Genomic DNA, 26,376 nt, shown 5'->3' with positions numbered 1-26,376 from the left:
TCGGCTTGGGAAAGGGTTCGGCGCCGGGCGCCAGGCAGGTGGGCGTGATGCTAGCCCCGGCAGGGGCGTGCCGCCGGCATGGTGCTGCTTTCTCGGACCGATGCACCCCGGCGCAGGTCTTCAGCGCAGTCCCGGCAGCATGGCCTTCACCTGTTGCCCCAAGCGTTCGGCCAGCAGGCGGTGAGTCTGCGTGGTCGGGTGCAGGGTATCCCAGAACAGGAAGGTGTGCGGGTCGCGGCAGCTGGCGCGGGTGCGCTGCCGCAGCATGTAATCGAGCGAGGAGCTGCGGTTGATCTCCAGACAGGAGTCCGTGACGTTGGCGAACTGGTAGCGTGCCGGATTGGCAAAGACGTCGTTGAACAAGGCGTAGGCATCATACAACTGGAGATTGAGGTCGGTATGCCGGCTGCGCAGACGTTGGACCAGTGCCGCCAGTCTGGCGTTGTAGTCGCGGACCTGGGCGGCGATACGGGTGGCATCGCCGCGGTATTTGAAGACCGGTGCGCGCGAGACGTCGGGCAGGTTGAGCAGCAAGATGTGCCGGGCGCCCGCGTCGACCATTTCGGCCAGCGCTTGCGTGACGTTGGCGCTCACCTGGTCGACGCTGCGGCCATAAGTGAGCAAGTCGTTGCCGCCGATCCAGACCGTAAACAGGGTATGTTCTGCGCGATAGCCGCTGGCTTCCTGCATATATTGGCGCCACGAACGGACCTGCTGCAGCAGCCCCGGCACTACCAGGTGGGCGGTATCGCCGGCGGCGCCACCGACGGCCCAGTTATACAGAGGCAGGCCGAGGTGCCGGGCCAGATACTCCGTCCAGACTTGCTCGTTGCTGAACCGTCCCAGGTACCAGCTCTGGCTGTTCGGCAGCCGCCACAGCGAAGCGTTGTACATATTCTGCGTATCGGACAGGCTGTCGCCGAAGGCAATGAGTTTGTTGATCGCACCGGCCGGCGTAGGCACGTCGTTGCTCCAGATGGTGTGGTTGAACGACAGCGCGTTGTTGGCGGCCGCAAACATCGCCAGCGGCCGGTCGATGCCGGCGTGCTCCAGGGTGCTGCGGCAAGTTTCCGCCAGCGCTTCCTGCGTGGCGTCGCTATAGAACATATTGCGCCATTGAAGGGGACTGGCCGACCACCAGTAGCCCTCGACCCGGTAATACTCGCCATCGGCCTCGCGCGCCCAGGCATAGCTGGTGGCGGGGCGGCGGGCGTCGTCGTCGACCCGGAAGAAGCAGCGCAGATAGGTCTGGGTGGTGGCGCCCGGCGCTGTCTCGCATTCCGAGCGGGATCGGCCGAGCAGCTGTTCTTCGCTCAGCGGTCCGTCTGGAGAATAGCAGGCGCCGAGGCCGGGGTCGGGCGCGGCGCTGGCTACCTGACTGAGGCAATAGAACAGGGCGGGAATGATGAAATTTTTCAAGATGTGGCTCCGTGAAGCAAGGACCCGGTGCGTGACCGGGCGGGGGGCGGGGGGTTAATTGGTCCTAGTTGCGGCGGCAGGATATTGTTCAGTCGTAAAGTTATTTGCGCGGCCGTGTAAAAATCGGACTGATTCACCTGTGCCGGACGGCTCTGGGGACATGTTGGCAGTCCGGAAAAGTGTGTCTATCGTGTATGATTATTTTCATCCTTGACACAGCCCCAGACATGCGCACCGTTTCCACCGCCTTGACCCTTGCCCTGCTGTTGTGCGCCACCTTGCTGCTGGGCGGGGGGCGCGCCCACGCGGCGCGCCAGGCCGAGCCTGCCGCGGCGGTGCTGCACGTGGGCTGGTTCAACGCCGGCGGACATTACCTGTTGAACTATGCCGATGCCTCCGGCATGCACCAGGGCTTGACGCCGGATACTCTGCGCGCAGTACTGGCTGGCCGGCGCATCGTCCCCAGCTACCACCACTACGATAGCTATGCCGCCGCCGAGCAAGCCTTGCGCAGCGGCGAGATCAATGTCCTGCTCGACATGTTGTGGACTCCGCAGCGCCAGCGCGACTTCTGGCTGTCCGCTGCCTACGCCAACTTGCCGGTAGGGGTGGTGCAGGCGCGCTCGGCAGCCTCCATCGACAAGCTGTCCGCGCTGGACGGCTTGCGGGTAGCCGTGATAGGCGATGCCTGGCGCGACCACCTGCTGCAGGCCGCGCCGCAAGCGCAGGCGGTGGCGGTTGCTACTCCGCGAGAAGGGGTGCTGGCGGTGGACGAGGGACGCGCCGATGCCTATCTGGGGTTCTACTTCGCCGGCCTGACCGAAGTCCAGCGCGGCGGCATGGGCACTTTGGAGGCGCACCAGCTGGCCCTGGCCAACCGCTCGGTGCACTTCATGGCGCGGCACGACGATAAGGCCACCATTGCACTGCTGGCCGGTGGGTTGAGCGCAATGACCACGCAGGAGCGCAACGATATCCGCGTGCGCTGGCTCGATGCTCTGCAAACGGCCAGCCAGCACGCGCTGGCTTTCAGCGCCGATGAGCGCGCTTGGTTGGAAGCCCACCCGGTGCTGAAAGTCGGCATTCCCGGTTTTACCAGCCCATACGACTACCTGGACGACGAACAAAATTGGCATGGCCCGGGCGCCGAATTGCTGCGCCGATTCAGCCTGAGCGCCGGGATCCGGCTGGAACCGATCCTGCTCTCGCGCTACGAAGCGCCACACGAGGCGCTGCAGCGCGGCGTGATCGACGTCACGCCGTCCTATACGGTGGGCACCGGTGACGGTGCCATCCTGGAAACGAAACCGTATACCCATGAACCGTGGGGCTGGGTGCGCAAACTTGACGATACCGCTGCCGTACGGCGGGTGGCAGCAGTCACTTGGCGCCTGCGCGGCATCAAGACTGCGCCCGGCCTGCAGGAGTATGACATCGTGCCGGTGGCCAGCACGGCCGAGGCGCTGGCGGCCATTGTGGCGGGGCGTGCCGACGCCGCCTATGTCAACCTGTTCGTTGCAAACGACCTGATCAGCCAGTACTACCAAGGGCGCTTGCAAGTGGCGGCAGAGCAGTCCGGCGCGGAATTCCTGAGTTTTGGGCTGCCTGCTGGCAATGCCGTGCTGCGCGATATGCTGAATCGCGCCATCGCCCGCTACCGGCCGGGCGAACTGGAACGGCTGGCGCACGGCAGCCGCCAGACCGTGCTGTCGGTGGGCTACGACAAACAGAGCGTGTGGCGCACGGCGCTACTGATTGCCTGCCTGGTGCTGGTCGTGCTGGCCGGCCTGGGCTGGACCATTCACCGCATCCGCGCCGCCGGACGTGCGGCCGAACTGGCGCGCAAGGATGCCATTGCCGCGCGCCAGCAGGCGGAGGCGGCGGACCGTGCCAAGTCGGTATTCCTGGCCACCATGAGCCACGAAATCCGTACCCCGATGAATGGCGTGATCGGCGTCATCGACCTGTTGCAGGACAGCGGACTCGACCCGCAACAGCGCCGCTACCTGAACGTGGCAGAGCAGTCGGCGCGGCTGCTGCTGCGCGTACTGAACGATGTGCTCGATTACTCGAAAATCGAAGCTGGCGCGCTGACCCTGGAGCAGGCGCCGTTCGATATGTATATGGTGGCCGACCATATCGCGGTGCTGTTCCGGCCACTGGCAATCGAGAAGGAACTCGATTTCGGGGTGGCCGTCATGCCCCACTTCGACCGCTTGGTGCTGGGCGACGCGGTACGCCTGACCCAGGTGACGGCCAATCTAGTCAGCAACGCAATCCGCTTCACCGCACACGGCGCGGTGACGGTTGAAATGCGCAACCTGCTGCGCCACGGCCGCCCGCACTTGCAATTGCGGGTATCCGATAGCGGCTGCGGTATGTCGCCTGAGTTCCAGCAACGCCTGTTCACCCCCTTCCACCAGGAAGAGCGTCCGGGCGCCGCCAGCCGCAGCGGGACTGGGCTCGGGCTATCGATTGTCAAGGAACTGGCCGACATGATGGGTGGCACGGTGGTGGTCGAGAGCGCCCCCGGTGCCGGTACCACGGTGCTGGTCATGCTGCCGCTGACCTGGGGTGAAGCGGCACCGCCGTGGCCCAGCCTGGCAGGGCGCAGCGCGCATGTGGCGCTGGATTCGCCGCCGCTGCGGCGCGCGGTGCAGGCCTGGACACGCAAGATGGGCATGGCTGGCGCGCCGGCGGCGACGGCGACGCTGCAGGTGAGCGATGCCGGCAGCGCGGGCTGGCTACTGGCAGTCCCTGGGCAGGCACCCACCACGGTATTCACCCGCAGCGACTTTGTGCGCGAGGCTGAACGCTTGCTGGGCGGCCTGCCGGCCAGGCCACGGCCCAAACCCAAGGCGCCGGCCCCCATCGCACTGGCAGCCGACGTGCTGCTATGCGAGGACCATGACATCAACCGCGACATCATGGCCCGCCAGCTGGACAAGCTCGGCTTTGTGGTGCGCAGCGCCATCGATGGCGAAGACGGGCTGCGGCAGTGGCGGCAGCGGCAGCCGCGCATCGTGCTGGCCGACTGCCAGATGCCCAGGCTGGACGGTTATGGCCTGGCGCGCGCGATCCGTGCCGAGGAGGCGAAGCGCGGCCTGCCGCGTACGCTGATCATCGCCGTCAGCGCCAGCGCTTCGAAGAGCGACGGCGACAACTGCCTGGCGGCGGGCATGGACGATTACCTGCCCAAGCCGATGACGCGGCAGATGCTGGCCGACTGCCTGCTGCGCTGGGGCATCGCGCCCGTGCAGCAAGAATAACGTTCGAATGTGTCGGCAGACTGTTTGCCGGCAGTAAAATTGACCGAGCCAGCCCTACGCCAGCGTTGCGGTCGCTAATCATTAATGGAGTACTTTATGTTAACGAGGCAATATCTGCTTTCTTCCCGCCCCATGCATACGATGCATATCGCCGTGCTGGACGACCATCCGGTGATCGCACTGGGGACGGCAGCCTACCTGCGCAGCCAGAGCGATTTCAAGGTGGAAGTGGAGGAAACGTCGGGAGATGCCTTTGCTGCCATGCTGGCCAAACAACCATGCGACGCGGCGGTGCTGGATTTCTACCTGCCCGAGGCCACGACAGACGGCTTCCACTTCCTGAAGCGCATCCGTCGCCTGTTTCCCGACTTGATCATCGTGACCTTCTCCGCCGGCAAGGCGAGCGAGATTGAGTATGCGGCCTTCCGCGCCGGCGCCAACGCCTTCGTGCCCAAATCGGCGCCGCTGGAACTGCTAGGCGAAGCGATCCGCATGGCGGCCACCCTGCCGCATTCGTTCTTTGCCGTGCGCGGCGGCCGCATCGACAAAGTCCAGCCGCTTAGCGCGGATGAGCAATTGACCGCTTCCGAAGTGGAAGTCCTGCGCCACATCGCCAATGGCCTGTCGGTGACCCAGGTGGCCGAGCGCCTGAGCCGCAGCAAGAAGACGGTCAGCACGCACAAGCGTAGCGCGATGACCAAGCTGGGTCTGGCGGATGACTTGTCGCTGGCGCTCTATCTGAAGGAAAAATTCGATCAGGGGCACCACGATGCCCTGTAAGCCCCGCCCAGGGTAATTCGGTCCGAAATCCCGCGTCGGGCGGCCGGCGCGCGGCACTCTGCTTCTATTATTTCTTATCAGTAATGCCGCTTCGGCGAATTGCAACAGGAATAAGGATGGCAGAAATGAACGAAGACTTCCATGTGCGGCAATGCGTCCGCGCGCTGGGCGCCAAGAACGGCATCACTGGGTGGGATCTCGATGGCGATGGTTCCTCGGGATTGCGGCTGCGCGACGGCAGCGAAATCTATCTACGCTATGCGCCGGCCGCGCACCGGCTGTACGTGTATGCCGTGCTGGCCCCCCTGTCGTCCAACCGTCGGCCTGAGATTGCCTTGAGCCTCTTACAGAACAATTGCCTTGAAGAGGGCTCGGAAGGCGGGGTACTGTCGGTATCGGATCGCCTGGCGGCATTTGTCTACCATGTGGCGCTGCCGTCCGACCACATCACCGTCGGAAAGTTGGAGCATGAGATCAACGCTTTCCTGGTCAAGCGTCGGCGCATGGCGCAGCTGGTGGCGACGCGCTAAGGGGCTTGCCATGAACCGAACCGCAATATCCCCTGGCGCGGGCCGCAGTTCGCGCCATGCCGTCGACAGCGGCCGCCGAGCCTTGCTGAGAGCTGCTGCGCTGGCGCCGCTACTGTCCTTGCCGGCCTGGGCGCACGATGCCGGCGTGCCCCGTGCGCGCTATCGCCTGGCTGACCTGGAACGCTCCTTCGATGGCCGCCTCGGCCTCTGCGCCATCGATACGGCGGACGGCGCGCGCTTGACCTATCGCGCGCACCAGCCTTTTCCCGTGTGCAGCACCTTCAAAGTGCTGCTGGCGGCGGCGGTCCTTGAACGCGACATCCATGCTCCGGCTCTGCTGGCGCGCCGCATCCATTACGGGGCGGCGGACATGGTGGCCTATGCGCCGATCACGCAGCATCATCTGGCCGATGGCATGACGGTGGGCGAACTGGTCGACGCGTTGCTGCGCTACAGCGACAATGTGGCGGCCAACCTGCTGATGCGCCTGATCGGCGGTCCGGCCGCCGTGACTGCCTATGCGCATGGCATCGGCAATCAATCGTTCCGGCTTGACAGCTGGGAACCCAACCTGAATGCCGCCCCGGACGGCCCGCGCGACACGGCGACGCCGGAAGCGATGGCGCACTGCCTGCAGCAGTTGGTCCTGGGCGAAGAGTTGCCGTCGCCGCAACGCATGCAATTACGGGCTGGATTGACCGGCAGCGTCACCGGCGCCTCGTTGATACGCGCCGGCGTACCGCCCGGCTGGCTGGTGGGGGACAAGTCCGGTGCCAGTGCCGCCTTCGGTACGCGCAACGATATCGCCGTCCTGTGGCCGAGCGAGGGCGCCCCGGTGGTCCTGGCGGTGTACACCACGCGTCACGCGCGCGACGCTACCATGCGCGACGATGTGGTGGCCGCCGCAAGCCGCATTGCCACCGAGTGGATACGCGAGCGGCGCTAGCCGGACGGCCTTTCCCTTGGTCCGAGATTCTCCGCCGCCGCCGCCGCCGCGCCGGAGCGCCCCTACCATACTGCCTCCGACAACTCTGCATTGACTGCGAGGCACGCAATGAATAACCACTCGGTAATCGGCCGGACTGCTGGCGCATTCAGTTGCGTCAATTACGTGAAGGGTATCGGCTCGATCGCCAGTTATCTTCACGCTGCCAAGCAGGTGGCCGCTGTTATGGTCGGGGCACCCCTGCGCGCCAACGCCAAGGTGCCCGACGCCGGCGCGCCGGGTGGCGCTTCCGCAACCGAAGGTGGTATCAACGGCGCCACTGCTATTGGCGCGCCAGACGTGCTGCGATCGCCCATGGACGATCCGGTGCCCCTGCATCGCCTGCGCACAGGCGAGGCGAGGGCGACCTCCAGCTGGATCACGGTCAACCCGAACGATTATCCGCGCGACCTCGGCGAATTCACCGACGTGGTGCTGCAAAACCTGGCGGAAGAGGGCGTTCCGGCCCGGCATCTGGAGCAACTACGCCAGCGCGAGGGCCTGTGGCGCGAAATACATGGCCAAGTGAATCGGGGGGAACTGCGCACCGATGGGGCGCGCCTACTGCTGGGCGCGACGTCGGAACTGGAGAATCAGGCTTTTCTGAACGATCAGGGCATCTACCAGCACTTGCCCACCCCAAAGCGTATCCGTCTGAAGGCAGTGGTCCTGTATTTGGGGCAGGTGCTGGCGCAGTACCAGCGCCCGCTTGACGCCTACAGGCGTCCAATCACGGGCTATCCGACCTTGAACGGCGGCGACGACGCGGAGCAGTTTGCCAATCAGGTGATCGGCCATGCAGGCTCCTGCGGTGGCAAGGCGGCCATTCAAGGCTCCAAGCGGGCGCACGAGCAAATCTGCGACGTGGCCCCGAGTGAGGCCGCCAAGAGGCTATGTCGAGACCAACTGGGCAGGCGCGCAATCGGTACGAATTCGCGGCGCGAACAGGCTGCGGCCGATCTGGCAAGTAAAGAGGCCATGAAGAACTTCAATGCGCTGCGTAATGCGTTCGACGCGACGGTTCCCGTCGGTACGCGGCATCCGGCCCGCGACGCCGGCCAGACTGCCGCGATCTTGCTGGGGGCGACTGGTTCGGACAGCGCCGCATATGCCGGATGTTTGCAAAAGCAGATGCCGAAACAATTCGATCCGCCGGCGCAGGACGCGCCACCGGTGCCCTCCGCCGCGCAGCAGGGGGCCGGTGCGATGACGCCTGCCATGCCCCAGAATCAGGATGTGGAGCCCATGGACACGAGTACCGGGGCAATGCTGGCTGCAGTTGGCAGCGCTGCGGGCGCGGTGGACTTCGTGCTCGATACCTTGATCCGCACCGTCACTTTGCAGGGCAATGCCGCCGCTGCCACCCCCATTCCGCAAACCACCACGCCGGCCTACCTGGCGGAGGAAGTGCAGGAGGACAGCCGTTACGTCAGTGCGTTGGCCCGTTCGCTGCGCGGCTGGGTCGACTACAGCAAAGCCAACCAGAGCGTCAACGCCTATCATGCGCTGCACGGTGTGTTTCAGCATTATGGCGAGGAGGTGCCGGAAGAGTTCACGCGAACTTTCGACATCACGCTGCTTGAGGATGAGGAGCGGCTGGACGAAGCCGCCGTACTGTACCATCAGTTGCGCAATCCCGGTCCCGATGCCGAAGCCGCGATGCCGCGCTCCGAACAATTGCGCACGCGCCTGCTGGACGACCTGCGCACAGAATACGTCGTTTTGCATGCGCTGGAACAGTTGCTGGCATCGCCGCGCAATATTTCGGCGCCGTCGCCATATTTCACTGGCTTTGCGATCGCGGACGCGTACAACAAGACTTTCGACCAGGTACTGCAATCGCCCAGGGTGTCGATCGACACCGGCTTCCGTGCTTTGTCAGCGGCGCGCCAGCGCGAACTGCTGGAGGCGAAGTTCGCGGACGTGGGCGAAAGCACGCAATTCGAAATCGGCACGGCGCGGCAGTCCGTAGCCAGTACCCTGATCCGTATGGCCCGCTATCGGGACCAGCCGGTACCGGGCCCATTCGCCTCGAACCAGGAACTGGCGCGCGCTTACGTGGAAGCTGAGCAGCAGTGGGCCGCCGACAACAGCAGTTTTCCCTTGCACCCGCGCCTGCAATTCTCGGAGCACATGGCCGCCGCGAGTGGCGTTGAAGTGATGAGCACGGCGGAGCTGAAGGCGCGCTACGACGCGATCCTGGCGATGGCGCAAGGCCACATCTTGTCGTATCCGCCCGAGGAGCGCAACTCGAATAGCGCCCTGGACCCGGAATCCTGGGTGACGAGCGTAGCTGCCAGGTACAACCGGGGAGGCGCGAGGTGGGACCAGCAACCCGCTGAGAGGCAGCGCAAAGCCATCCAAGCGGTGCTGAACGGCTTGCGCGCCATGTGTGAGCGCTCCGAGGAACCGGGATTTGGGGTACGCGCAAAGCACGTCGTCTATGACTTCGCAGCCAAGGTTAAGCAAGCTGGCCTGTTGAGCGAAGTGGTGGTGGGCGATACGCCGATGGAAAAGGCTTTCGCTGTGGTGGAGTATGGCACCGAACGACTGTATGCAGCCCTGAGTGATCCGCCGCGCTTCGACCGCCAGGCCGCCGCCCTCAAGATACTGCAAGAAGAGTTCCGCCTGGATCCGGAGTATGCCAGGAATACCGGCTTGCTGGAGAAGTTCATGCAGTGCGTCGACCAGCCGCTGCTTGACGGCAGTAAAATGTGGATCGGTACACGATTTGTCAAGCCCATTGACTTTTTGCAGCCAGCCGTCACGGCATACAACGAACGCTTGCTGAGCGATCCCTGGGTGCGCGCCAAGGCCAAGGAAAACCTGCGTCTGCGCGGGGCGCCGATGCGCGACGTCGACATTGAGCTGGAAATGCGTAGCGTGGCCGAGCCGTATAAGGCTGAAAGCGAGTACCACAAGCAGTTAATAACCATGTTGAACGTCGAATTGGGCAGTATTCCGATCGTCGGTGGGATATGGGGCATTTACCAAGGCTGGCAGCATGGAGACAAGATCGAGATGCTGATGGGCTTTCTAAATCTGCTCGAAGGCTCGGCCGGCGACTTGCGCAGCCTCAGCCTGAAGCTGCTCAAGCCTGGGATGGGGCAAGCCTTGTCCGATTTCAAGCGCATTACGGGCAAGCTCGGCGTGCAGGATGTCCCGCGGATTGACGACGTGCCATTTAAATTCAAGGCGCCGACGCCAGGCGACCTGCTGCCGGAGGCGCATATCGCCAGCACCATCAACTTCAAGGTGCGCGACGGGAACGTGCCGCGCGACTTGCGGCCGCTAGCCGCGCGTGTGCGCAGTGGCGAACGCGGTGTGACCTGGAAGGGACACGAAGTGATCCTGATCGAGAACGAGGACCGGGTGGTGCCGGTGAAAAACCGTGGCGGCGCCTATCAGGAGCTGGACTGGCAGACCGAACACCCGGTCAAGAATGGCAAGCTGATCCACCAGGACCCGACGTCACGCGGCTACCGCAACGACCAGCAACTGGCGGGCGGGATGCCCCTGCCGGGCCATTCCGGCCGGAAAAAGACCAGCGACGGCACACGGGTCGCGAACAGGGAGACAGTGGTCGCCGTGAAGGAGCTATTAAAACCCGCCAACGACCGCAGCCGGCAGAATTTCAACACTTTGTTCGAGCGGAATTTCGCTGTGTTCGACCTCGGGAACTGCATGACGAGCTGGGAGCTGCCGGGCCAGCCCGGCAGCGGCATGCAAGGCTTCAGGCAGTTCATGGAGCAACTATACGACCGCAGCGAAACTTTCCGTCGCATCATGAATCACTTTGACGCCCATGGCCGCCGCGTAGACCGGCGCTTATGGAAAATCCATTTCGGCGGCCGTGTTCAAACTACGCACGCGATTAATCCGAGAACCGATCATCAAGCGCGCGCAATCGATATCCCGGCGACGATGGTGCACGCCTACACGGCCGCGAATGACGTGCCGACTTATACCAAGGAGAACGCGGTGGTGCACGAACTGATCCACGCCCTGTTGTTGGGAAAAGACCCCAATTTGCCGGACCAGACCGTGAACGCTCGGCCTGTCGTGCCCACCGACACCGGCAGCCCATCGTTCCTGGCCGACCGCATTCTGTTCGAAATGGGCAAGGACGTGCCGGAACGGGTGACGTACGCCGACTTCAGGCGGGGGGCGGCGGACCCGCGCGTGCCGGTGGCGGCGAACGATGCGCAACTGGATTCCTACCATATCGACAAAATGCTGAACCGCCACCGCTTGCCACCGACTGCGGACACCGTTGTGTTGGAACAGCGCCTTGCCGAACGCCCGACCGTCACGCAATGGCAGCAGTTGCAGCAGGCGCAGCGGCAGCCACCGGCCAGGCCAAGCGCGACCTTGCGCGCCGGCCGGCGCCTGGATGCGTTGCGCGAACGCTTCGAGCTGCCGGACGGCGCCGCCCCGCGAGCCTTCGAGAGCGTGTGCAAGCGTTTGCTGAAGAGTCGGACCTTCCGCAACCTGCTGGAACGTATGCCCGAGCGCGCCGAGGGCAAATGGCAGTTCGTGTTCGACGAGGCGACGGCCCAGGCGGACTTGCCGGCCGGCCAGGCCTGGGCCGGCGCCGCCGACCGCACCACCGGCAAGCTGTACGTGTTCGACGATCATTCGCAGTACCTGGAACAGCAGGGCTTGCGCGATACCGAGTTTGAACGCAAGGTCACCACTGCCTTCGTCAATGCCATGACTGAAATGGAAGCCCCGGCCCAGCCGTTGAAGAGCCGTGGCGGCAAGGTGAAACTGGTCGACGAGATCCTGCATGAGGCGGGCTATCACAATCCCACGCAATTGGTGGCGGTGCGCGCGCGCTCCAACGATTTGGCGTCGCAGCGGGAGGTGACGGCGGAATTGATCAAGGCACGCCGGGCGGTGCTGGTGGAAGAGGACTATCTCAAACTGCAGCGGCAACAGGCGGCCTGAGCGCGCCCCTCAGGCAATCGCCGCCAAGGCGGCATATTGCCCCGGCGTCGTGCCATACACGCGCCGGAACAGGGCGATAAAGGCGCTGACATTGTCGTAGCCAAGGTCCAGCGCCACGGCGGTCACGGACTGGCGCGCCGCCAGCATCTCCAGTGCGCGCAGCAGCCTGGCGCGCTGGCGCCAGGCACTGAAACTGAACCCAGTTTCGGCCACGAAGCGGCGCGTCAGCGTGCGCGGCGTGATGGCGGCCCAGGCCGCCCATTCTCCGATGCGGCGCGGATCGGCCGGATCTTCCGCCAACGCCTGCGCAATCTTCAGCAGGCGCGGTTCGCGCGGCATGGACAGGCCGCCGGGCGCGGCTGGAGGGGCGCTGATTTCGTCGATGATGACGGCCCCCAGGCGCGCCTGGGCCGCATCGGGCACGTTGCCGCGCCAGCACATGGCGCGCGCCAGCGCTTCGCGCAGCAGGCCAGAAACGGCCAGGATGCGCGTTTCGCGCGGCAGCGCGGCGCAAGCTGAGGGCGCCACATACAAACTCCAGGCCGCGTCCCGCGCACGCACCGCGTGCGCTATTCCGGGCGGTATCCAGACCGCGCAGTTGGCTGGCACCAGCCAATGGCCGCCGCCAGCCTCCACCGCCAGCGGGCCGCTGGCGGCACCCACCAGCTGTCCGCGTGCATGGCGGTGCCAGCGGCGCTCGCGTTGGCGGTGCGCCACGGCAAATAGTGGCGGTTGATCGGTGTCAGACCCGGCGTCGGCGCCAAGCAAGGAGAAGCTCGTCATGATTGGCGGAAATGAGCTAGCAATTGGCGCCAGCGGCGTAGCGCTGGGGGCGCCGGGTGGTTACAGTAATGGCTCCTATCACTTCGGAGATCTCCCATATGCAAGCAAAAGACATGCTGCCCGATCATTTGAACGAGCGCGATTTCGAGGGCGTCATCGTGCGCAAAGGCACGGTCGGCGCGTTTATTGTCAGTGCCAGGACCTGGCTCGATGCGGATGCGGCGCCCGCCGATCGCGCGATTGCCGAGCAGGACATTGTGGCCGCCGTACCGGCGCTGCGCGCGCTTGGCGTGCTGGAGGTGTTGACGGTGCGCGATCCGCATTTACGCCGGCTGGTCGAAGGCGAATGAGCGTCACCGCACGTCGCGGCTAGCGTTCGGGCCGAGCCGGGCCAACACGGCGCGGCTGGCGGCCTGCAGTAAATCCTGGCCGCACTGCGTGAGCGTGCCGTCTGGCGTTCCATGCAGCGCTAACGTCAGGCAGGGAAGGCTGAAGTCGCCGTCTGGGCGCCGTTCGGCGCCCAGTGCCAGCCATAGCCGGTCGCAGCGGCGGTGTGGAACCCGCCAGCGCCGCGGGCGGTTGCTGTCGCTGACCAGCAGCAGGCGGCTGCAACCCAGGGCGTGCCCGAGCTGGCGCAGCAGGCGCAACAGCAAATCCCTGGGATGCAGTCCATGCAGCTCATGCGCCAGTAGCGGCGCGCTTTCGCCGCATGCATCCAGCACCCCCCCGATCCCCAGTTCGATGCGGCCATCGTCGGGTACGAAGCAGAAGGCCATAGCGTACAAAGGTTGCGCGTCCCGATACAGGTAGAGCAGCTGTTCTCCGTGGGGTGCCAGCGGCGCAGCGGCGCCCAGCTTGACGCAAAAGGTTGCGCCGCCGCGACCGGGCAGGTGCGCCAGTTCCAGCGGCTGGCGCGCCGCCGCCGCCAGCTGACCACCCCAGCCTCGCTGCAGGACGAAGCGGTAGTGGCTGCACAGGGCCGCCACCCGTCGCGGGCGGCTCAAGCGCAGGCTGAACCAGGGCAGGCAAGGCTTGTGCGCCAGCGCCGGTTGCGCGTGCAGCAGGTCGCGCAGCGCACTGTCGCTGTTCAGCAGTGCCAGCCAGCGGCGTGCCAGGCGGGGCGCAGGCAGCGCGCGCAGGCGCAAGCCGAGCGTGGTGTGCCGGCGTGCCGGCGGCGCGGCGCCAAGCAGCGGTGGCACGCGCCGGCCGTGCAGGGCGTTCGCAGCCAGCAGACAGGCTGCTAACCAGCCCAGGCCTTCGGCCATTGCCGCCAGTACATCGGAGGGATAATGGGCGCCCAGGTAGACGCGGCTGGCTGCTACCAGCACCACCGGCGGCGCGGCCAGCAGTACGATCGCCGCGCGGCGCCATTGGCCGCGGGTGCGCGACAGGAGCCAGGCGGCGCCCAGGGCGTACAGCATGGTGGCGAGGGCGGTGTGCCCGCTTGGGAAGCTGAAGCCGGTGGCGAGCTGACCAGACTGCAGCGTGTCGAACAGCGGCCGGGGGCGCGCCACGACCTGCTTGAGCAACAGGTTCAGGAGCATCAGCCCTGGCAGGCCGCATGCCAGGATCAGCAGCCAAAGGCGGGCGCGCGCCCGGATCATGCAGTAGGCCAGCAGCGTAGCCAGGACCAGAATCCCGGCCACGCTGTGCAGCAGGCTGATCAGGTGCATGGTGTGGGTCAGCCAACCGGTGGCGTGCTTTGCGCACCAATGCGAAAGGCGATGATCCCAGTGCAGCAGGGCGGCGTTGCCGGCGACTGCATGGGCCAATGCGCCAAGCAGCGCCAACGCGGTCAACAATAGGGCCCAGCAGGCGTGCCGTCCTGCGGGGCGCGGTTGACAGCCGTTCATTGCAGCGCCGGCAGCTGCGTGCCGGAGATGGCGTTGCGCGCCTGCACCGCGGCCAAGCTGGGGCGCCGCGACAGCAGGACCGTGCAACGCAAGGCGCGCGCCTGCGCCTGCAGCTCACCGGAGTCGCGTGCGTCGGCGCCGCCGCTGTGGGGGGCGATGCTGGCCTCGGGATACAGGGCCGACCATAGCGCGGCCGTTTCGGCGGCCGCGCTCGCGCGCGGAACGCTGCCTGCCGAGGGCTGGGCCAAGCGATGCAGCAAAACGCTGTGGCCAGAGCACAGGGCGCCGGCCAGCAGGAAGGGCCACAGGGTGGTGGTGGGGCGTTTGATGTCCATAAGCGCTGCATCTTAGGCACCTGGCGCGGCGGCACGGCCCGCTGCCGCGCAGTTTAGGACCGAATTACTCGCTCCAGGCTTGCTGTGCCCCGAACTCCATCTGACGGCGCAGCAGCATGCGGGCACGATTGACGCGAGAACGGATGGTACCGATCGGTACAAGCAGCTGTTCGGCAGCCTGGATATAGCTGCATTCGTCCAGGCACACCAGTTCCAGCGTGTGGCGCAGCCGCGGCGGTAGTTCGCGCGTGGCTTCCTCCAGGCGCCTGGCCAGCTGACGGAAATGTGTCACTTCCTCGGGCGAGGGGGTGCTGTCGTCGGGCGTTGCGCTACGCTCGCTGCCGTCCTGCCACATGTCCAGGCTTTCGGTACGTTCCGACTGCCGCACTTGGCGCGCCACATGATGGCGCGCCACGTTGGCCAGCACGCCGAAGAACCAGGTCTGCACCGACGCGCCGCGCAGGTCGTGATGGCTGCAGCGTAGCGCCTCGAGCAGGGCTTGCTGGATGATGTCGTCCTGCTGGTCCTGTGAGCGTTCGAAGCGCCACAGGAAGCGGCGCAGCGGGCTGGACGAGCTGGTGGCGGTGCGGGAGAGTTGGCCAAGGTAGGCCAGCATTTGCTGTTGTTGTTTGCTGTCAGGCGTTGGATTCATTGCTGCCTTTTTCCAGAGGAGCGGCGCCCCACGGGCACCAGCAGAAAATTAGAGCATGGGTATCTCGACCGCCTTGAGCGTTTGGCCATCTATCGGACCGGTTCCATAGCGTTCGGTCTTAGTTGGTCGCAGCGCGCGAATCGGAGGCGCCGCCGCGTGCTGTAGCCAATACTCGCGACAGCATGCAACTGCTGCGCTTTGCGCCTTGTCCTGCAAGGCATCCGCGCGTGCTTCGCTCGCGCCACTCTCGTTCCAGTCCGTTAGTCCGCCGTACGCAGCTGTTCGAGCAGTTGCGTGAACTTCTCGCGGCGAGCCTCCAACTGCCGGCGTTGCTGTTGTGCCAGTTGCAGCTCGCGCCGCGCCTGGTCGATGGCGGCGTGCTGGGCGTGCACGGCATCGCGCCGCCGCGCCAGGCCGGCCAGCAGCGCCGCTTCCTCTTGCCGCCAGCACTGCAGCGCAGCGATGGAGAGCGGCTGCGCAGCTGCGGCCGCCGTCTGCGCTGCGCGCCGCAGCTGCAGCGTGTCGGCCGCCTGCGCCAGGGCTTGCTGCCGTGCCAGCAGTGCGGTTTCGGCGGCCGCCAGCGCTTGCCGGGCCTGCCCGACTAGGCCGTCCGCCGCCAAGCGGCGCAGCAACTGCAAGTGTTCCATGGCCTGCACGCGGGCCAGGTCGGGGTTGGGTGGGGGAGGCTCCGGCTCCACCTCGTGCGGAAAGCGGCGCGCGCTCACAGGCTCGCCAGGCGCAGCAATTGTTCGATGCTGGCGTCCCAGGTGGCACCCTGGCGCGTGTCCTGGCGCAGGAAGGCGATCACTTCCGGATGGGCGCGTACCACCTTGTCAAGCTCCGGATCGGCACCGCTGCGGTATTCGCCCAGCCGGATCAGCAGTTCGACTTCACGGTAGCTGGATAACACATGGCGCAAACGAGCCGCAGCCTTGCGCTGCTCCGGCGCCACAATATTCGACATGACGCGGCTCAGGCTGGGCAGGACGTCAACCGCCGGATAGTGACCCTGTTCGGCCAGCTTGCGCGAGAGCAGGATATGGCCATCGAGCAGCGAGACGGCTTCCTCGCTGATCGGGTCGGCCTTCAGTTCGCCGTCCAGCAGTACCGTGTAGAGCGCCGTCAGCGCGCCCTGGCTGGTGTTGCCGGCCCGTTCGAGCAGACGCGGCAGCATGGCATAGACCGAGGGCGGATAACCGGCGCGGGCCGGCGCTTCGCCCGCCGCCAGACCGATTTCGCGCTGGGCGCGGGCCAAGCGGGTCAGCGAATCGACCATCAGCAGCACATTCATGCCGCGCGCGCGCATGCCTTCGGCGATGGCGGTGGCGGTGAAGGCCGCGCGCACGCGCTCCAGCGCTGGACGGTCCGACGTGGCGCACACGATCACGGTGCGCGCCAGCAATTCTGGGTCGAGTTCGTGCTCGGTGAATTCGCGCACTTCGCGCCCGCGCTCACCGATCAGGGCCAGCACCAGCACATCGATCGCGCTGCCGCGGCCGATGGCCGCCATCAGCGTGGTCTTGCCGCAGCCGGGCGGCGCGAAGATGCCGACGCGCTGGCCACGGCCCAGGGTCAGCAGGGTGTCGATGCTGCGCACGCCAGTGGCGAACACTTCGCGGATGCGCGGCCTTTCGGTCGGCGCGGGCGCTTCGGCCATGACGGTGCGCCAGGCCATGCCGGGCGCGTCGCCGTCGGGCGGCTGCTGGCCGTCAAGTGGCAGGCCATAGCCGTCGAGCACCCGGCCCAGCAGATCCGGCCCGGCCGCCACGCGGTGCGTGCGGCGCAGCGGCCGGATCAGCCAGGACGGGCCCAGTCCGTCCAGCGTATCGAGCAGCGAGAGCAAGGCGGCGTGCTCATTGAAGCCGACGACTTCGGCGCGCCGCGTGCGGCCGGGCGCCGATGGGTGGAACAGTTCGCATTGTTCGCCGATGCTGGCGTTGGGCACGCTGCCTTCGACCAATGCGCCGAGCACGCGCTGTACCCGGCCCAGGCCGCTAACCAAGGTGACGCCGGCGAATGCCTGCTGCGCGGCGGCCAGCAGGCCGTTGCCAGCCTGGCGCCAGTGGCTATGCCGTTTCACCATGGCAGTTCCAGTTGGCGCTTGCCGTCGAACAGCAGCTTGCCGGGCCGGATCGCTTGCAGCCGGTAGCCGGCCATGCTGGTGCCTTCGTACATCACGGTGCCATCGGCAAGCGTGATGTGGGGCGCACTGCCGGTGACGATTTCGCGCACATCGAAGGGCAGTGCGCGCTGCAGCGGTGTGAGGGCGACGTCGATGCGCACCCGTGTACCAAAGCGCTGCCGCAAGCTGGCCAGCGCGCTGTCGAAGCGGCGTGATTCGTCGGCATCGAGCTCGGCCGAGAGCGTCAGGTGGCCGGTTTCGTAGACAATGCCCACCAGTTTGGACAAGTCGCGCTCGCTCAGAACCCGTTCAGTTTGGCGCGCGATCTCGTCGGCTTCGGCTGGCACCGCGGCCGCCGCTGGCGCCGCGGCCGCGCTGGGCGGCTGGGCGGACGGACTGCGTAGCACGCACCAGGCCAGCACCAGCAGCAACAGCGCGAGCGCGGTCACGGCCGGCAGGGCCAGCGGCCAGCGCCGGCCGGGCCTTGCCGCCTCCGGCACCGGCGGCGCGGACGGCTGCAGCACGGCCGTTTCCCATGGTGCGTCGGCTGGACTGAGCATGAGCCATGCCTGGCCGATGCGGAACGGAAGACCGGGCGCCAGCGCGCTGCCAGCATGCAGCGGCCGGCCTGCCAGGTCGGCGACATCGGCGCCGGAATCCGGCTCGGCCAGCCATTGGCCGTCCACCCAGCGCAAGCTCAGGTGCTGCGGTGCGACGTCGGGGTCGAGCAGGATGACGTCGCATGCGGTATCGCTGCCCACGACGACGGCTTCCTCCGTCAGCGGCAAGGCGGCGCCGGCATGCAAGCCGGACAGCACGCGCAGCTCCAGGCCGGCAGGCGCCGCGATGTTGCCCTCAATGGTTTCGTCCATGGTCACACTCCAAATTCGTCTTCCGCTTCTTGCGTGCCGGGTGGACACGGCACCACATCGAGCACCTGGACCTGCTGTTCCGGCGGCACTTCCTGGGTGGATAAGACAGGCAGTTCATTGAAACGGTCGCGCAACAGGCGCCGCACATGTGGCCGCAGGTCCGGCGCGCACAGCACCACCGGCGGTGGGCGCGGCGGCTGCAGCGCGAGCCGGACGGCAAACTCGTCGGTCAAGGCTTCGCTGGTGCGCACGTCGAGCGCCAGCATGTCGCCGTACGCAGTCTGGCGCACAGCCGAGCGCACCAGCGCTTCCAGCTCGGGCGCCAGCAGCAGGGCGTGCAACGGACCTTTGCTGGCGTAGGCGCCGCAGATTTCCCGTGCCAGCGCGCCGCGCACGCATTCGTACAGCACGGCCGGGTCGCGCTCGCGCTGGCCCCATTCGACCAGGGACTCGGCGATCGTATCCATATTGCGGATACTGACCTGTTCGCCCAGCAAGCGTTGCATGACATCGGCCAGGCGGCCCAAAGGCACACTGCGTTCGAGCTCCTTGGCCAGCTCCGGCGTTTTTTCGGTCAGCCAGCGGCTTAGCTTGTGTGCCTGTTCGATGCCGAAATAGCGCGGCCCCGCCCTCAACAGGGCGCTGGTGAACAGGCCGTTCAGGTATTCCCAGAATGGCTGCGGCTTGCCCGCCGCCCATTCCAGCACCTCAGCTTGCTGCGGCGTCAACCAGACCCGCTGGCGGCCGTCGCGTCCGATCGGCTCGATGCAGTCGGGCGCCAGCTCCAGCGCCGGTACCTGATCCGGCGCGCACAAGGTGGTCAGCATGTCTTGCCGCAGCCAGCCGGCAAAGACGCGCACTTCTTCATGGCAGAACTCGAAGTCGGCGTCGGCAACATGGATGCCAGGGTCGGCGCACACCGGTGGCGGCACCAGGCCGTAGCGCAGCACCAGTGAATTGCGTGCCAGGCGGGCTTGGTTGAGCACGTTTGCCGCCATGAGCGGGTCAACTTGCGCCCCGGTCCGCACGACGAAGTGACGCAGCACCTGGAATTCGCGCAACTCGGGCACTTCGGCGGCTGCTCTGGCCGCATCGTTTCGGGCGCGCTTCTGCTTGCGGTAGATCATGCCCAGGCCAAGCGCGAGCGCGCTGCCCGCCAGCACGGCGAACACCATGCTAGGCATGCCGGGCAGCATGCCAAACACCAGCATGGCACAGCCGGCAATGACCCAGGCCTTGGGCTGCGCCATCAATTGGGCGGTAATTTCCTTACCAACGTTGCGTCCGCCTTCTTCGCCGCCGGCCACGCGCGTCACCAGCAGGCCGGCCGCCAGCGAGAGCAGCAGGGCCGGGATCTGCGCCACCAGACCGTCGCCGATGGTCAGGATGGAATACAGGTGCATGGCGTCAGCGCCGGACATGCCTCGTTGCAGCATGCCGATGGCAAGGCCTCCCACCATATTGGTGAGCAGGATGACGATACCGGCAATGGCGTCGCCCTTGACGAACTTCATGGCGCCATCCATGGCGCCGAAGAACTGGCTTTCCTGGCCCAGCTGCAAGCGCTTGGCCTGTGCCTCCTTCGCGGTCAGCGAGCCATCCTTGAACTCCATGTCGATCGCCAGCTGCTTGCCGGGCAGGGCGTCAAGCGTGAAACGGGCGCCCACTTCGGCCACCCGCTCGGCGCCCTTGGTAATCACCAGGAATTGCACCACGGTCAAAATCAGGAAGACGACCAGGCCGACCACCAAGTTGCCGCCCACCACGACCTCGCCGAAAGCCTCGATGATGTGGCCGGCCTCCGCTTCGAGGAGGATCAGGCGGGTACTGGCGATGCTGAGCGAGACGCGAAACAGGGTGGTGACCAGGAGCAGGGCGGGGAAAGTGCTCAGGCCGAGCGAATCCTTGATCTGCATGACCAGCACGATCATCAGGCAGGCCGCGCACATGTTCAGGGCGATCAGAATATCCAGCAGCCAGGCGGGCAGCGGCAGCAGCATGGCCAGCACGATGGCGAGCAGGATGGCGGCGGCGGTGACTTCGGCACGGCCCCCCTTTGGCAGCAGTTCTTTGCCGAGGGCCTTGGCGTCGCTCCAGGATGGGGGCGTGGCGTTCAAACGTTGTTTCCTTGCGTGGCGGCGCGCGAAAGGCAGACCGCCGCGCGGTTGCATCGAGTATTGCGATCGGGGTTCATGCCCGCTAAGTGCCAAGGCGGTGGGAATTGGTTCGGCGTTTATGACGCTGCCTGCAGGTTGGCATGCCGCGAACCGGACGGCGCTCAGGCCGCACTAACAAATACGGAGCCTCAAGAAACCACGCCATGCCTAGCTCAGTATCGAATTCGCCCAACACCCCACCGCCGGCTTGGCCGCCAGACGCCAGCGGGCCTCTCGCGCAGCGCGCGGATCAGCAAGCTTCCAGTCGATCCTTGTCTGATCGGTCGTCCATGTTGCAAAAGGAGATGCGTACTCTGCGAGAAAGCGAGTTCCGTTTGCAGAACCAGGTGCAGAGTTTTGACGTGGCGCGCCGCGGTTATAAGGAGGAGCCGGCCGGCTTCCGTTTCGACGAAGCCGTGCCGGGAATGATCCTGACGGTGACGCGCGGCGGTGGGCGAGTTGGCAATCTCGGTGAGGAAATCCGTTTCAGCATCGACCCGCGCCAGCTGCCGGAGGCGTTCGACGCAGTCGCCCCCTTGCTGTTGGCGGAAGACAGTCCTGTGGAGAAATGGCAGCTTGGCGAACCGGATGAGGGCGTCGCACGGCTGACGCTGCAAATTGGACCAGCGCCTGACGAGGCCGAATACACGGCGGTCCGGCTGAAGCGTGTAGCAGATTTCGTCAACCACGAGGCTTTGGCGACTGCAAACATCGGTCCTGGAATCGGTTCGATTTCCGACACGATAGCGCCTGGCTGGCGCTACGCTTCTTATCGCAGGGTAGGCGATGCGGACGCCGGCGTGCCGAACGATGCGCGGCAAGCGGAGGGAGAACCGCTCTTTATTCTGCTATCCCAGCAAGCCGGGACCAGCGACGCCGTTATCACGCCTGAACCTCAGGGGAGGGTCCGATGGGAGACTATTGGTGAGAACCTGAGCGCATTACAAGAAGCGTACGCCTACCGGCGTGCGGTCAGCGAAGCTAACGACAGTGACAGGCAACTGAGCCGTCGAGAGCTGCGCGACTGGGTTTTGGCCGCCGACCAGAGTGCTGCTGCGCAAGTGACTGCAGATGCGATTGCCTGGGCAGTGCCCACCGAAGCAATCTACCGACCCTTAGAAGCAGTGGGAGATGCGCTAAGACGCAGGGCTGAGGCGGTGAGACGGTTGCAACAGTATTATCTTGAGAATTTCGATGGCCACACGCTGGACGAAGCCGGGCTCCGGGACCGTTCATTCATGCGGCAGTGGATTAGCTTATTGGAACGCAATCCCTATCTGGATTACGCCCAGGCAGAGCTGTATGACTCTACACAGCGATACTTCCGGGACAATAGGGAACTCCAGAAGAGCGCCAATGCTTCGCCAGAGGAAGTGCGAGAGTATTGGCTTGGCGTATTGGGTACGGGAAAGCCTGCCGAGCGTCTTAGATGGGATGGGGCGGAAGATGAGTGGCTGGCGACTCTCTCCACTGGGGATCTGGCGCGCCTCGCCGTGAGTATGGATGACGCGCGTCAAATCGGCGTCATGACCGCCTTATTGCAGGACCGAGTTGATCGGACTGCCAAACGAGTCGAGAGGAGGTATGGAAAGTGGCGCAAAACCCTCGCTTTGGAAGGAGCGGCAGATCCCGCCCGCGGCGAGTTTGGTATGTGTCAAGCGCAATTCATGCGCTCTGCTGGCTTTGATCAGGGCAATTGTTTGCCGACATCAACCATGTTTGCAATGGCTTACAAGGAAAGTCAGGAAAGCGGTGTCCTAGCATTGTCGCATGCCATTGCCGCAAGAACTGAGCGTAACTTCGCTGTAACCATTCAGGATATTGAATTTTCCGGGTTCAGATTGGCGCTCGAGACAGTGTTTAGTGCGGTGGAATTCGGCGAATTTCAAGGGCGCGCGGTGGCGTTGGACCAGGTAGTCGAAGATATGGGCGTGGGAGCAGGATCTACCGCCGTCCTGTTAATGACGGGAACGCATGTGATGGCACTGATGGGCCGTGACGGCGCGGGAGGAAAGCGGCAATATCTTCTCTTCGACCCCAATCTGGGTGCTGTGGCATTCTCAGGCGAGGAAGCTCTTCGTGATGGACTCGCGAGGCATTTGGCCAGAAATCAGTCCACGTATGCGGTCGAAATCGGAAAGGATGACGGCCCCGTAGTGGATGTGCTGACGTTGGATGATGAAATGTTGGCCAGGCTGTCTGCCCTTGAGGTGGGGCGATCCCCGGATGGCACAAGTACGAATTTGGCTGAGTTCATGGATCGTTTCACTGCACCCAGCCGTGCGGCATCAAATGCGGCCAAGTTGCAGCGCGACCGGGTTAAGGATGCGCTGCGATTGGCACGGTCGATGCGCGCTCTGACCGCAGGCCAGGTCAGTTCACTGCGCGGCGTGGAAGATATGCCGCGATCACTGTTGCTTTACCTGGACCGTCTGGCGCGTATGGAAGGCGGCGCCTTGCTGGAGATACTGGAGCGTAGCCGATTGCTCGAAACGGTACGCGGTTCCTACGCGACGGGCCGAATCTTCGATGCACTGGGCCGAGCTATGGCGCGGAACGAGGTTCTGCCCGGGGATTTGTTGGGGTATTTGCAGAATGTTGCCCCGGGCACGTTTTACGAGGGGATGCCACGCTTGTTGGGCCAACTGGCGGCCCGCGTGAGTTCAGCGCAAGCCGCGCAAGGCATTCTCGATGTGCTCGATAGTGAAGGAGACGCGCCATTGCGCTCCGGCTACACCGCACTATTGGTGCGTCTGCGCGAATTGTCGGATGCGCCGGAGTTCCGGAAACAGCTGAGCCGATTGGCGGCGCGCTATGCTGTCCAGCTGACACAAGAATATGTCAAGCCATCGGCCGAGAACGTGTTGTCGCGGGCGGACGCCATCGCAACACTGCGCGAGCGCGACGTCCTATCGGCCGACGACCTTGCGCCTCCCATCTTGTACAGTGCCGTGAAGGAACTCAAGGACAAGGATCGGGACGTCAGGCGGGAACTGGACAACGCCGCTGCGCGCATGGGCAGCCTGCTGGACCGGCTGGTCGCTCAAATGCACCCGGAGCACCAGGAGATCGTGGCTGTCAAACTGATCAACAGCCGCAGACTCGGTGACGCCAGCCGTGCCGATTTTGGCAACCGCCTTCTGCGGCGTCACGATGAAGTCGGTCGAAGACCACCTTATTCGGCGCGGATCGAGGGCTGGCTCGCGGCAAAGCGCCTGCGCGCAGCGCCACCGCCTCAGCCCGCTGGGATGATTGCGCGCAGGCCGGCTCCGCTGGCGCCGGGGCCCAGCCTGCCGCGGCCCGATGTGGCCGATGTGGAAGCGATCAGGCTGCTGATGGAAGCGTCTTGGGAATCTGGCCAGCGCGTTTTTGCCACCATCCAGAACTTGGAGTCGGAGCGCATGTTGACGCCGCGGGTGCTGGCTGAATTCGATGCTGCCAACGTGGATGAACTGGCGGCCCGCCTAGGCATGTTGACGGTGGACTTTGATGTCAGGCCAACTGCGAATGAGGCGCGGCTGCTGTTGCGGCAAAAAGTGGCCGGTGCTCTGGAATGCGCGATACTGAATGCTCCGAAGCGCCGCGATATCTTGCAGGATTGGCTTGCCCAACAGCAGTGGTGTATTGCCTCCGAGACAGCAGCGCTGCAACCGGGCAGGCGCGAAGAGCCGCCGGACGCGATGTTTGGCGTACTGGGCGCGTTTGTACAAGAAATGAATGACGCTGCGCCTGCGATGATCGAACAGAAAAATGCCGAGCGGCTAGCATATGATGCTGCGGCGATAGAGGCTTGGCGTGAGGAAGCCTACGCCGATGCGTGTGAACGCGAGGTGCAGCAGAAGGCAGCGGCGGCGCAGCAAGCGGACTTGGTGACCCGGGCGCTGGAAGCGGCTGATCGGAACCATGCCGACCGCCTGCAGGCGCCGCGGGCGGGAACGGCAACGAACAGTGCCGATGCAGTGCCGCAAGCTGCGCCGACGCGCCCTGCACCGCTCGCACGCCACGCCTTTTACCACGAGCAGGTTGCGACCGACGGCCCCCCATTTGCGGCCTTTATGCGTCCGCCTTCGACAACGGCGCCCGACAGCGCCACACCCGGCGCGACGGTGGCACAGGCGCCGGCCGAGGTACACCAGGTCGACCTGGGCGCGATTGCCCAGCACTTGCATGACAATGCGCCGGCAGTGCCGCAATCCGAGCTTGGCGCGGTCGCATGGCGGCCAGATGCGCAAGCTCCCTGGCCGACGCCAGTACGGACCTTGGCGTCGGCCCTGCACCCAAGCGAAACATCGGCGAGCCATATCCAGGCCAGCAGTCGCACCGCGGCTGACCCGATGCCCATGAAATTTCGGGATTGGCGTAGTTAAAAATAACCTAGACGTAACATCGTCCTAGAAATGTGCAGGGGGTGCTCGGCCGTGATTCCTGATGGATACACTTCTCCCCGAAGTCGCCATTCAAGCAGACGCGCTTCCGCAGTATCCATTTCTCGAATAAACCGCAAAGAGATTAAACATGAAGAAACAAGTTATCGCTGTAATGATCGGTGCCGTCGGCACGCTCGCTTCCCTGGCCCACGCCGCCGATACGAATGATGAGTCCGGCCACGCCTACATCGGCGGTTCGATCGGCAATGCTCACCAGCAGTTGTCTATCAACTCCGTCAAGACCGTGCAAAAGCATCGTGCATTCAACCTGCACGGTGGCTACCAGCTGGACCAGAACTGGGGTGTTGAAGCAGGCGTGGTCAGCTTCGGCAAAGCCGAGTTCCTGAAGTCGAACGATGGCTCGCTGACGATGGATAATACGGCTATCTATGCGGCCGCCACCGCACGCATGCCGCTGAGCGCCGACTTCGCCGTGTTTGCCAAAGGCGGCGCCGCTGTCACCCGCCACAACACCACCGTGCTGGGGATCAGCGAGCCGGTGGCAGAGGTTGCGGAAGGTCAGCCACAGCCGGCCAAGGAGACCAGCATTACCAAGGAGAAATCGACTCGCCTCTCTCCAATGGTTGGCGTCGGCGCTTCCTATAACCTGACCAAGAATGTCGCGCTGCTGGCGGAGTATGATTACTTCGGCAAGGCATCGTACAAGAAGCACTTTGGTGGCAAGGTCCGAGCAGACATGATGTCGGTGGGCGTGCGCGTAAGCTTCTGATTTCCGCGTTGCCGCACAAAAAAGCCGGGAGGTATCCCGGCTTTTTTTCGGTCATCGCTTCGCAGGGCTATCTGCCGTCCAGAAACGGGCGCCGGCGCCAATTGTGCATCGATAGTTCATTTGCCTTACCGGGTGGTAGTCCGGCATTCCCAAGACGGTTACGTCCAGAGTCAGGCTGCCATCGTTGTTGAGGCGGTAGCGCATGAACTCGGTGGCAGGGCTGCCGATGGGGGACAAAGTAAAGTGCGTGTCGGAAAAGGCCAGATATGAGCCGGGTAGCATGAAACTGCCGATGGCCAGCCCTGCACGGCGGTCTGGGCCCTTGGCACCGAGATTATCGACGCATTGCGCAAGATCCATTGTCAGCGCCACGCTTCGCCCGTGCATCAGGGCCTCAACCACGTCACCGTAGCCCGGTAATTCAGCAGCTCCTGCTGTCGTGGACAGCAGGATCAGGGAGAAACCTGCCAGAAATTTCTTCATTGTGCTTTGCCTTTCCATGGGTGAAAAGGC

The 26,376-nt window shown here is 64.8% G+C and carries 18 protein-coding genes; 8 read left to right on the top strand and 10 right to left on the bottom strand.

Annotation, left to right across the window (positions count from 1 at the left end; genetic code table 11):
* Positions 1–120: 120 nt before the first annotated feature.
* The gene (locus tag ACN9MY_RS20420; protein ID WP_426162349.1) at positions 121–1,419 is read right to left on the bottom strand and encodes an SGNH/GDSL hydrolase family protein; all 1,299 of its coding nucleotides are present in this window, start codon (positions 1,417–1,419) and stop codon (positions 121–123) included.
* 227 nt (positions 1,420–1,646) lie between these two features.
* Between ACN9MY_RS20420 and ACN9MY_RS20415 the strand changes: the two genes are divergently transcribed.
* The 5 genes from ACN9MY_RS20415 (at position 1,647) to ACN9MY_RS20395 (ending at position 11,933) form a co-directional block, all read left to right on the top strand.
* Positions 1,647–4,688, top strand: a complete 3,042-nt coding sequence (locus ACN9MY_RS20415; protein ID WP_426318466.1) for an ATP-binding protein — start codon at positions 1,647–1,649, stop codon at positions 4,686–4,688.
* A 96-nt stretch (positions 4,689–4,784) separates the two neighbouring features.
* Positions 4,785–5,468 carry a response regulator gene (locus tag ACN9MY_RS20410; protein ID WP_426162346.1) on the top strand — a complete coding sequence of 228 codons (684 nt, stop codon included), beginning with the start codon at positions 4,785–4,787 and terminating at the stop codon, positions 5,466–5,468.
* Between the two features lie 116 nt (positions 5,469–5,584).
* Positions 5,585–5,998 carry a type III secretion system chaperone gene (locus tag ACN9MY_RS20405; protein ID WP_426162345.1) on the top strand — a complete coding sequence of 138 codons (414 nt, stop codon included), beginning with the start codon at positions 5,585–5,587 and terminating at the stop codon, positions 5,996–5,998.
* 10 nt (positions 5,999–6,008) lie between these two features.
* Positions 6,009–6,944: a class A beta-lactamase gene (gene bla / locus ACN9MY_RS20400; RefSeq protein WP_426162343.1), complete on the top strand. Its 936-nt coding sequence runs from the start codon at positions 6,009–6,011 to the stop codon at positions 6,942–6,944.
* 108 nt (positions 6,945–7,052) lie between these two features.
* On the top strand, positions 7,053–11,933 hold the full coding sequence (locus tag ACN9MY_RS20395) for a hypothetical protein (protein WP_426336054.1): 4,881 nt from the start codon (positions 7,053–7,055) through the stop codon (positions 11,931–11,933).
* Positions 11,934–11,942: 9 nt separating this feature from the next.
* Here ACN9MY_RS20395 and ACN9MY_RS20390 read toward each other — a convergent pair whose 3' ends face one another.
* On the bottom strand, positions 11,943–12,716 hold the full coding sequence (locus ACN9MY_RS20390) for an AraC family transcriptional regulator (RefSeq protein WP_426318463.1): 774 nt from the start codon (positions 12,714–12,716) through the stop codon (positions 11,943–11,945).
* Positions 12,717–12,814: 98 nt separating this feature from the next.
* Here ACN9MY_RS20390 and ACN9MY_RS20385 point away from each other — a divergent pair, with 98 nt between their 5' ends.
* Complete coding sequence (locus ACN9MY_RS20385) at positions 12,815–13,066, top strand: hypothetical protein (RefSeq protein ID WP_426162340.1); 252 nt, start codon at positions 12,815–12,817, stop codon at positions 13,064–13,066.
* Between the two features lie 3 nt (positions 13,067–13,069).
* Here ACN9MY_RS20385 and ACN9MY_RS20380 read toward each other — a convergent pair whose 3' ends face one another.
* The 7 genes from ACN9MY_RS20380 to sctV all read right to left on the bottom strand — a co-directional run bounded on the left by ACN9MY_RS20380 (position 13,070) and on the right by sctV (position 20,667).
* Positions 13,070–14,569: a DUF535 family protein gene (locus ACN9MY_RS20380; protein ID WP_426318462.1), complete on the bottom strand. Its 1,500-nt coding sequence runs from the start codon at positions 14,567–14,569 to the stop codon at positions 13,070–13,072.
* The gene (locus tag ACN9MY_RS20375) at positions 14,566–14,904 is read right to left on the bottom strand and encodes a hypothetical protein (RefSeq protein ID WP_426162338.1); all 339 of its coding nucleotides are present in this window, start codon (positions 14,902–14,904) and stop codon (positions 14,566–14,568) included. The genes ACN9MY_RS20380 and ACN9MY_RS20375 overlap by 4 nt, the downstream gene beginning before the upstream one ends.
* Positions 14,905–14,968: 64 nt before the next feature.
* Complete coding sequence (locus tag ACN9MY_RS20370) at positions 14,969–15,556, bottom strand: RNA polymerase sigma factor (protein WP_426162337.1); 588 nt, start codon at positions 15,554–15,556, stop codon at positions 14,969–14,971.
* Between the two features lie 260 nt (positions 15,557–15,816).
* Entirely contained in the window at positions 15,817–16,281 is a 465-nt protein-coding gene (locus ACN9MY_RS20365) for a hypothetical protein (RefSeq protein ID WP_426336053.1), read from the bottom strand.
* Positions 16,278–17,639, bottom strand: a complete 1,362-nt coding sequence (locus tag ACN9MY_RS20360; RefSeq protein ID WP_426162335.1) for a FliI/YscN family ATPase — start codon at positions 17,637–17,639, stop codon at positions 16,278–16,280. The genes ACN9MY_RS20365 and ACN9MY_RS20360 overlap by 4 nt, the downstream gene beginning before the upstream one ends.
* Entirely contained in the window at positions 17,633–18,550 is a 918-nt protein-coding gene (locus ACN9MY_RS20355; protein WP_426318461.1) for an FHA domain-containing protein, read from the bottom strand. Before ACN9MY_RS20355 ends, ACN9MY_RS20360 begins: the two co-directional genes overlap by 7 nt.
* A 2-nt stretch (positions 18,551–18,552) precedes the next feature.
* Positions 18,553–20,667, bottom strand: coding sequence for a type III secretion system export apparatus subunit SctV (gene sctV / locus ACN9MY_RS20350; protein WP_426336052.1), 2,115 nt, complete (start codon positions 20,665–20,667; stop codon positions 18,553–18,555).
* A gap of 140 nt (positions 20,668–20,807) precedes the next feature.
* Between sctV and ACN9MY_RS20345 the strand changes: the two genes are divergently transcribed.
* Positions 20,808–25,073, top strand: coding sequence for a hypothetical protein (locus ACN9MY_RS20345; RefSeq protein WP_426318460.1), 4,266 nt, complete (start codon positions 20,808–20,810; stop codon positions 25,071–25,073).
* A 148-nt stretch (positions 25,074–25,221) separates the two neighbouring features.
* On the top strand, positions 25,222–25,863 hold the full coding sequence (locus tag ACN9MY_RS20340; protein WP_426318459.1) for an outer membrane beta-barrel protein: 642 nt from the start codon (positions 25,222–25,224) through the stop codon (positions 25,861–25,863).
* A gap of 51 nt (positions 25,864–25,914) precedes the next feature.
* Here the strand turns inward: ACN9MY_RS20340 and ACN9MY_RS20335 are convergent, their stop codons facing one another.
* A complete protein-coding gene (locus ACN9MY_RS20335) occupies positions 25,915–26,346 on the bottom strand; it encodes a VirK family protein (protein WP_426318458.1) in 432 nt (143 codons plus the stop codon).
* Positions 26,347–26,376: the final 30 nt, after the last annotated feature.

Origin of the sequence: Pseudoduganella sp. R-31, from assembly GCF_049913235.1 — a bacterium.
Classification (GTDB): domain Bacteria; phylum Pseudomonadota; class Gammaproteobacteria; order Burkholderiales; family Burkholderiaceae_D; genus Rugamonas.
Note: the sequence above shows the minus strand (reverse complement) of the source record. Positions and strands in the feature narration are given on the sequence as shown.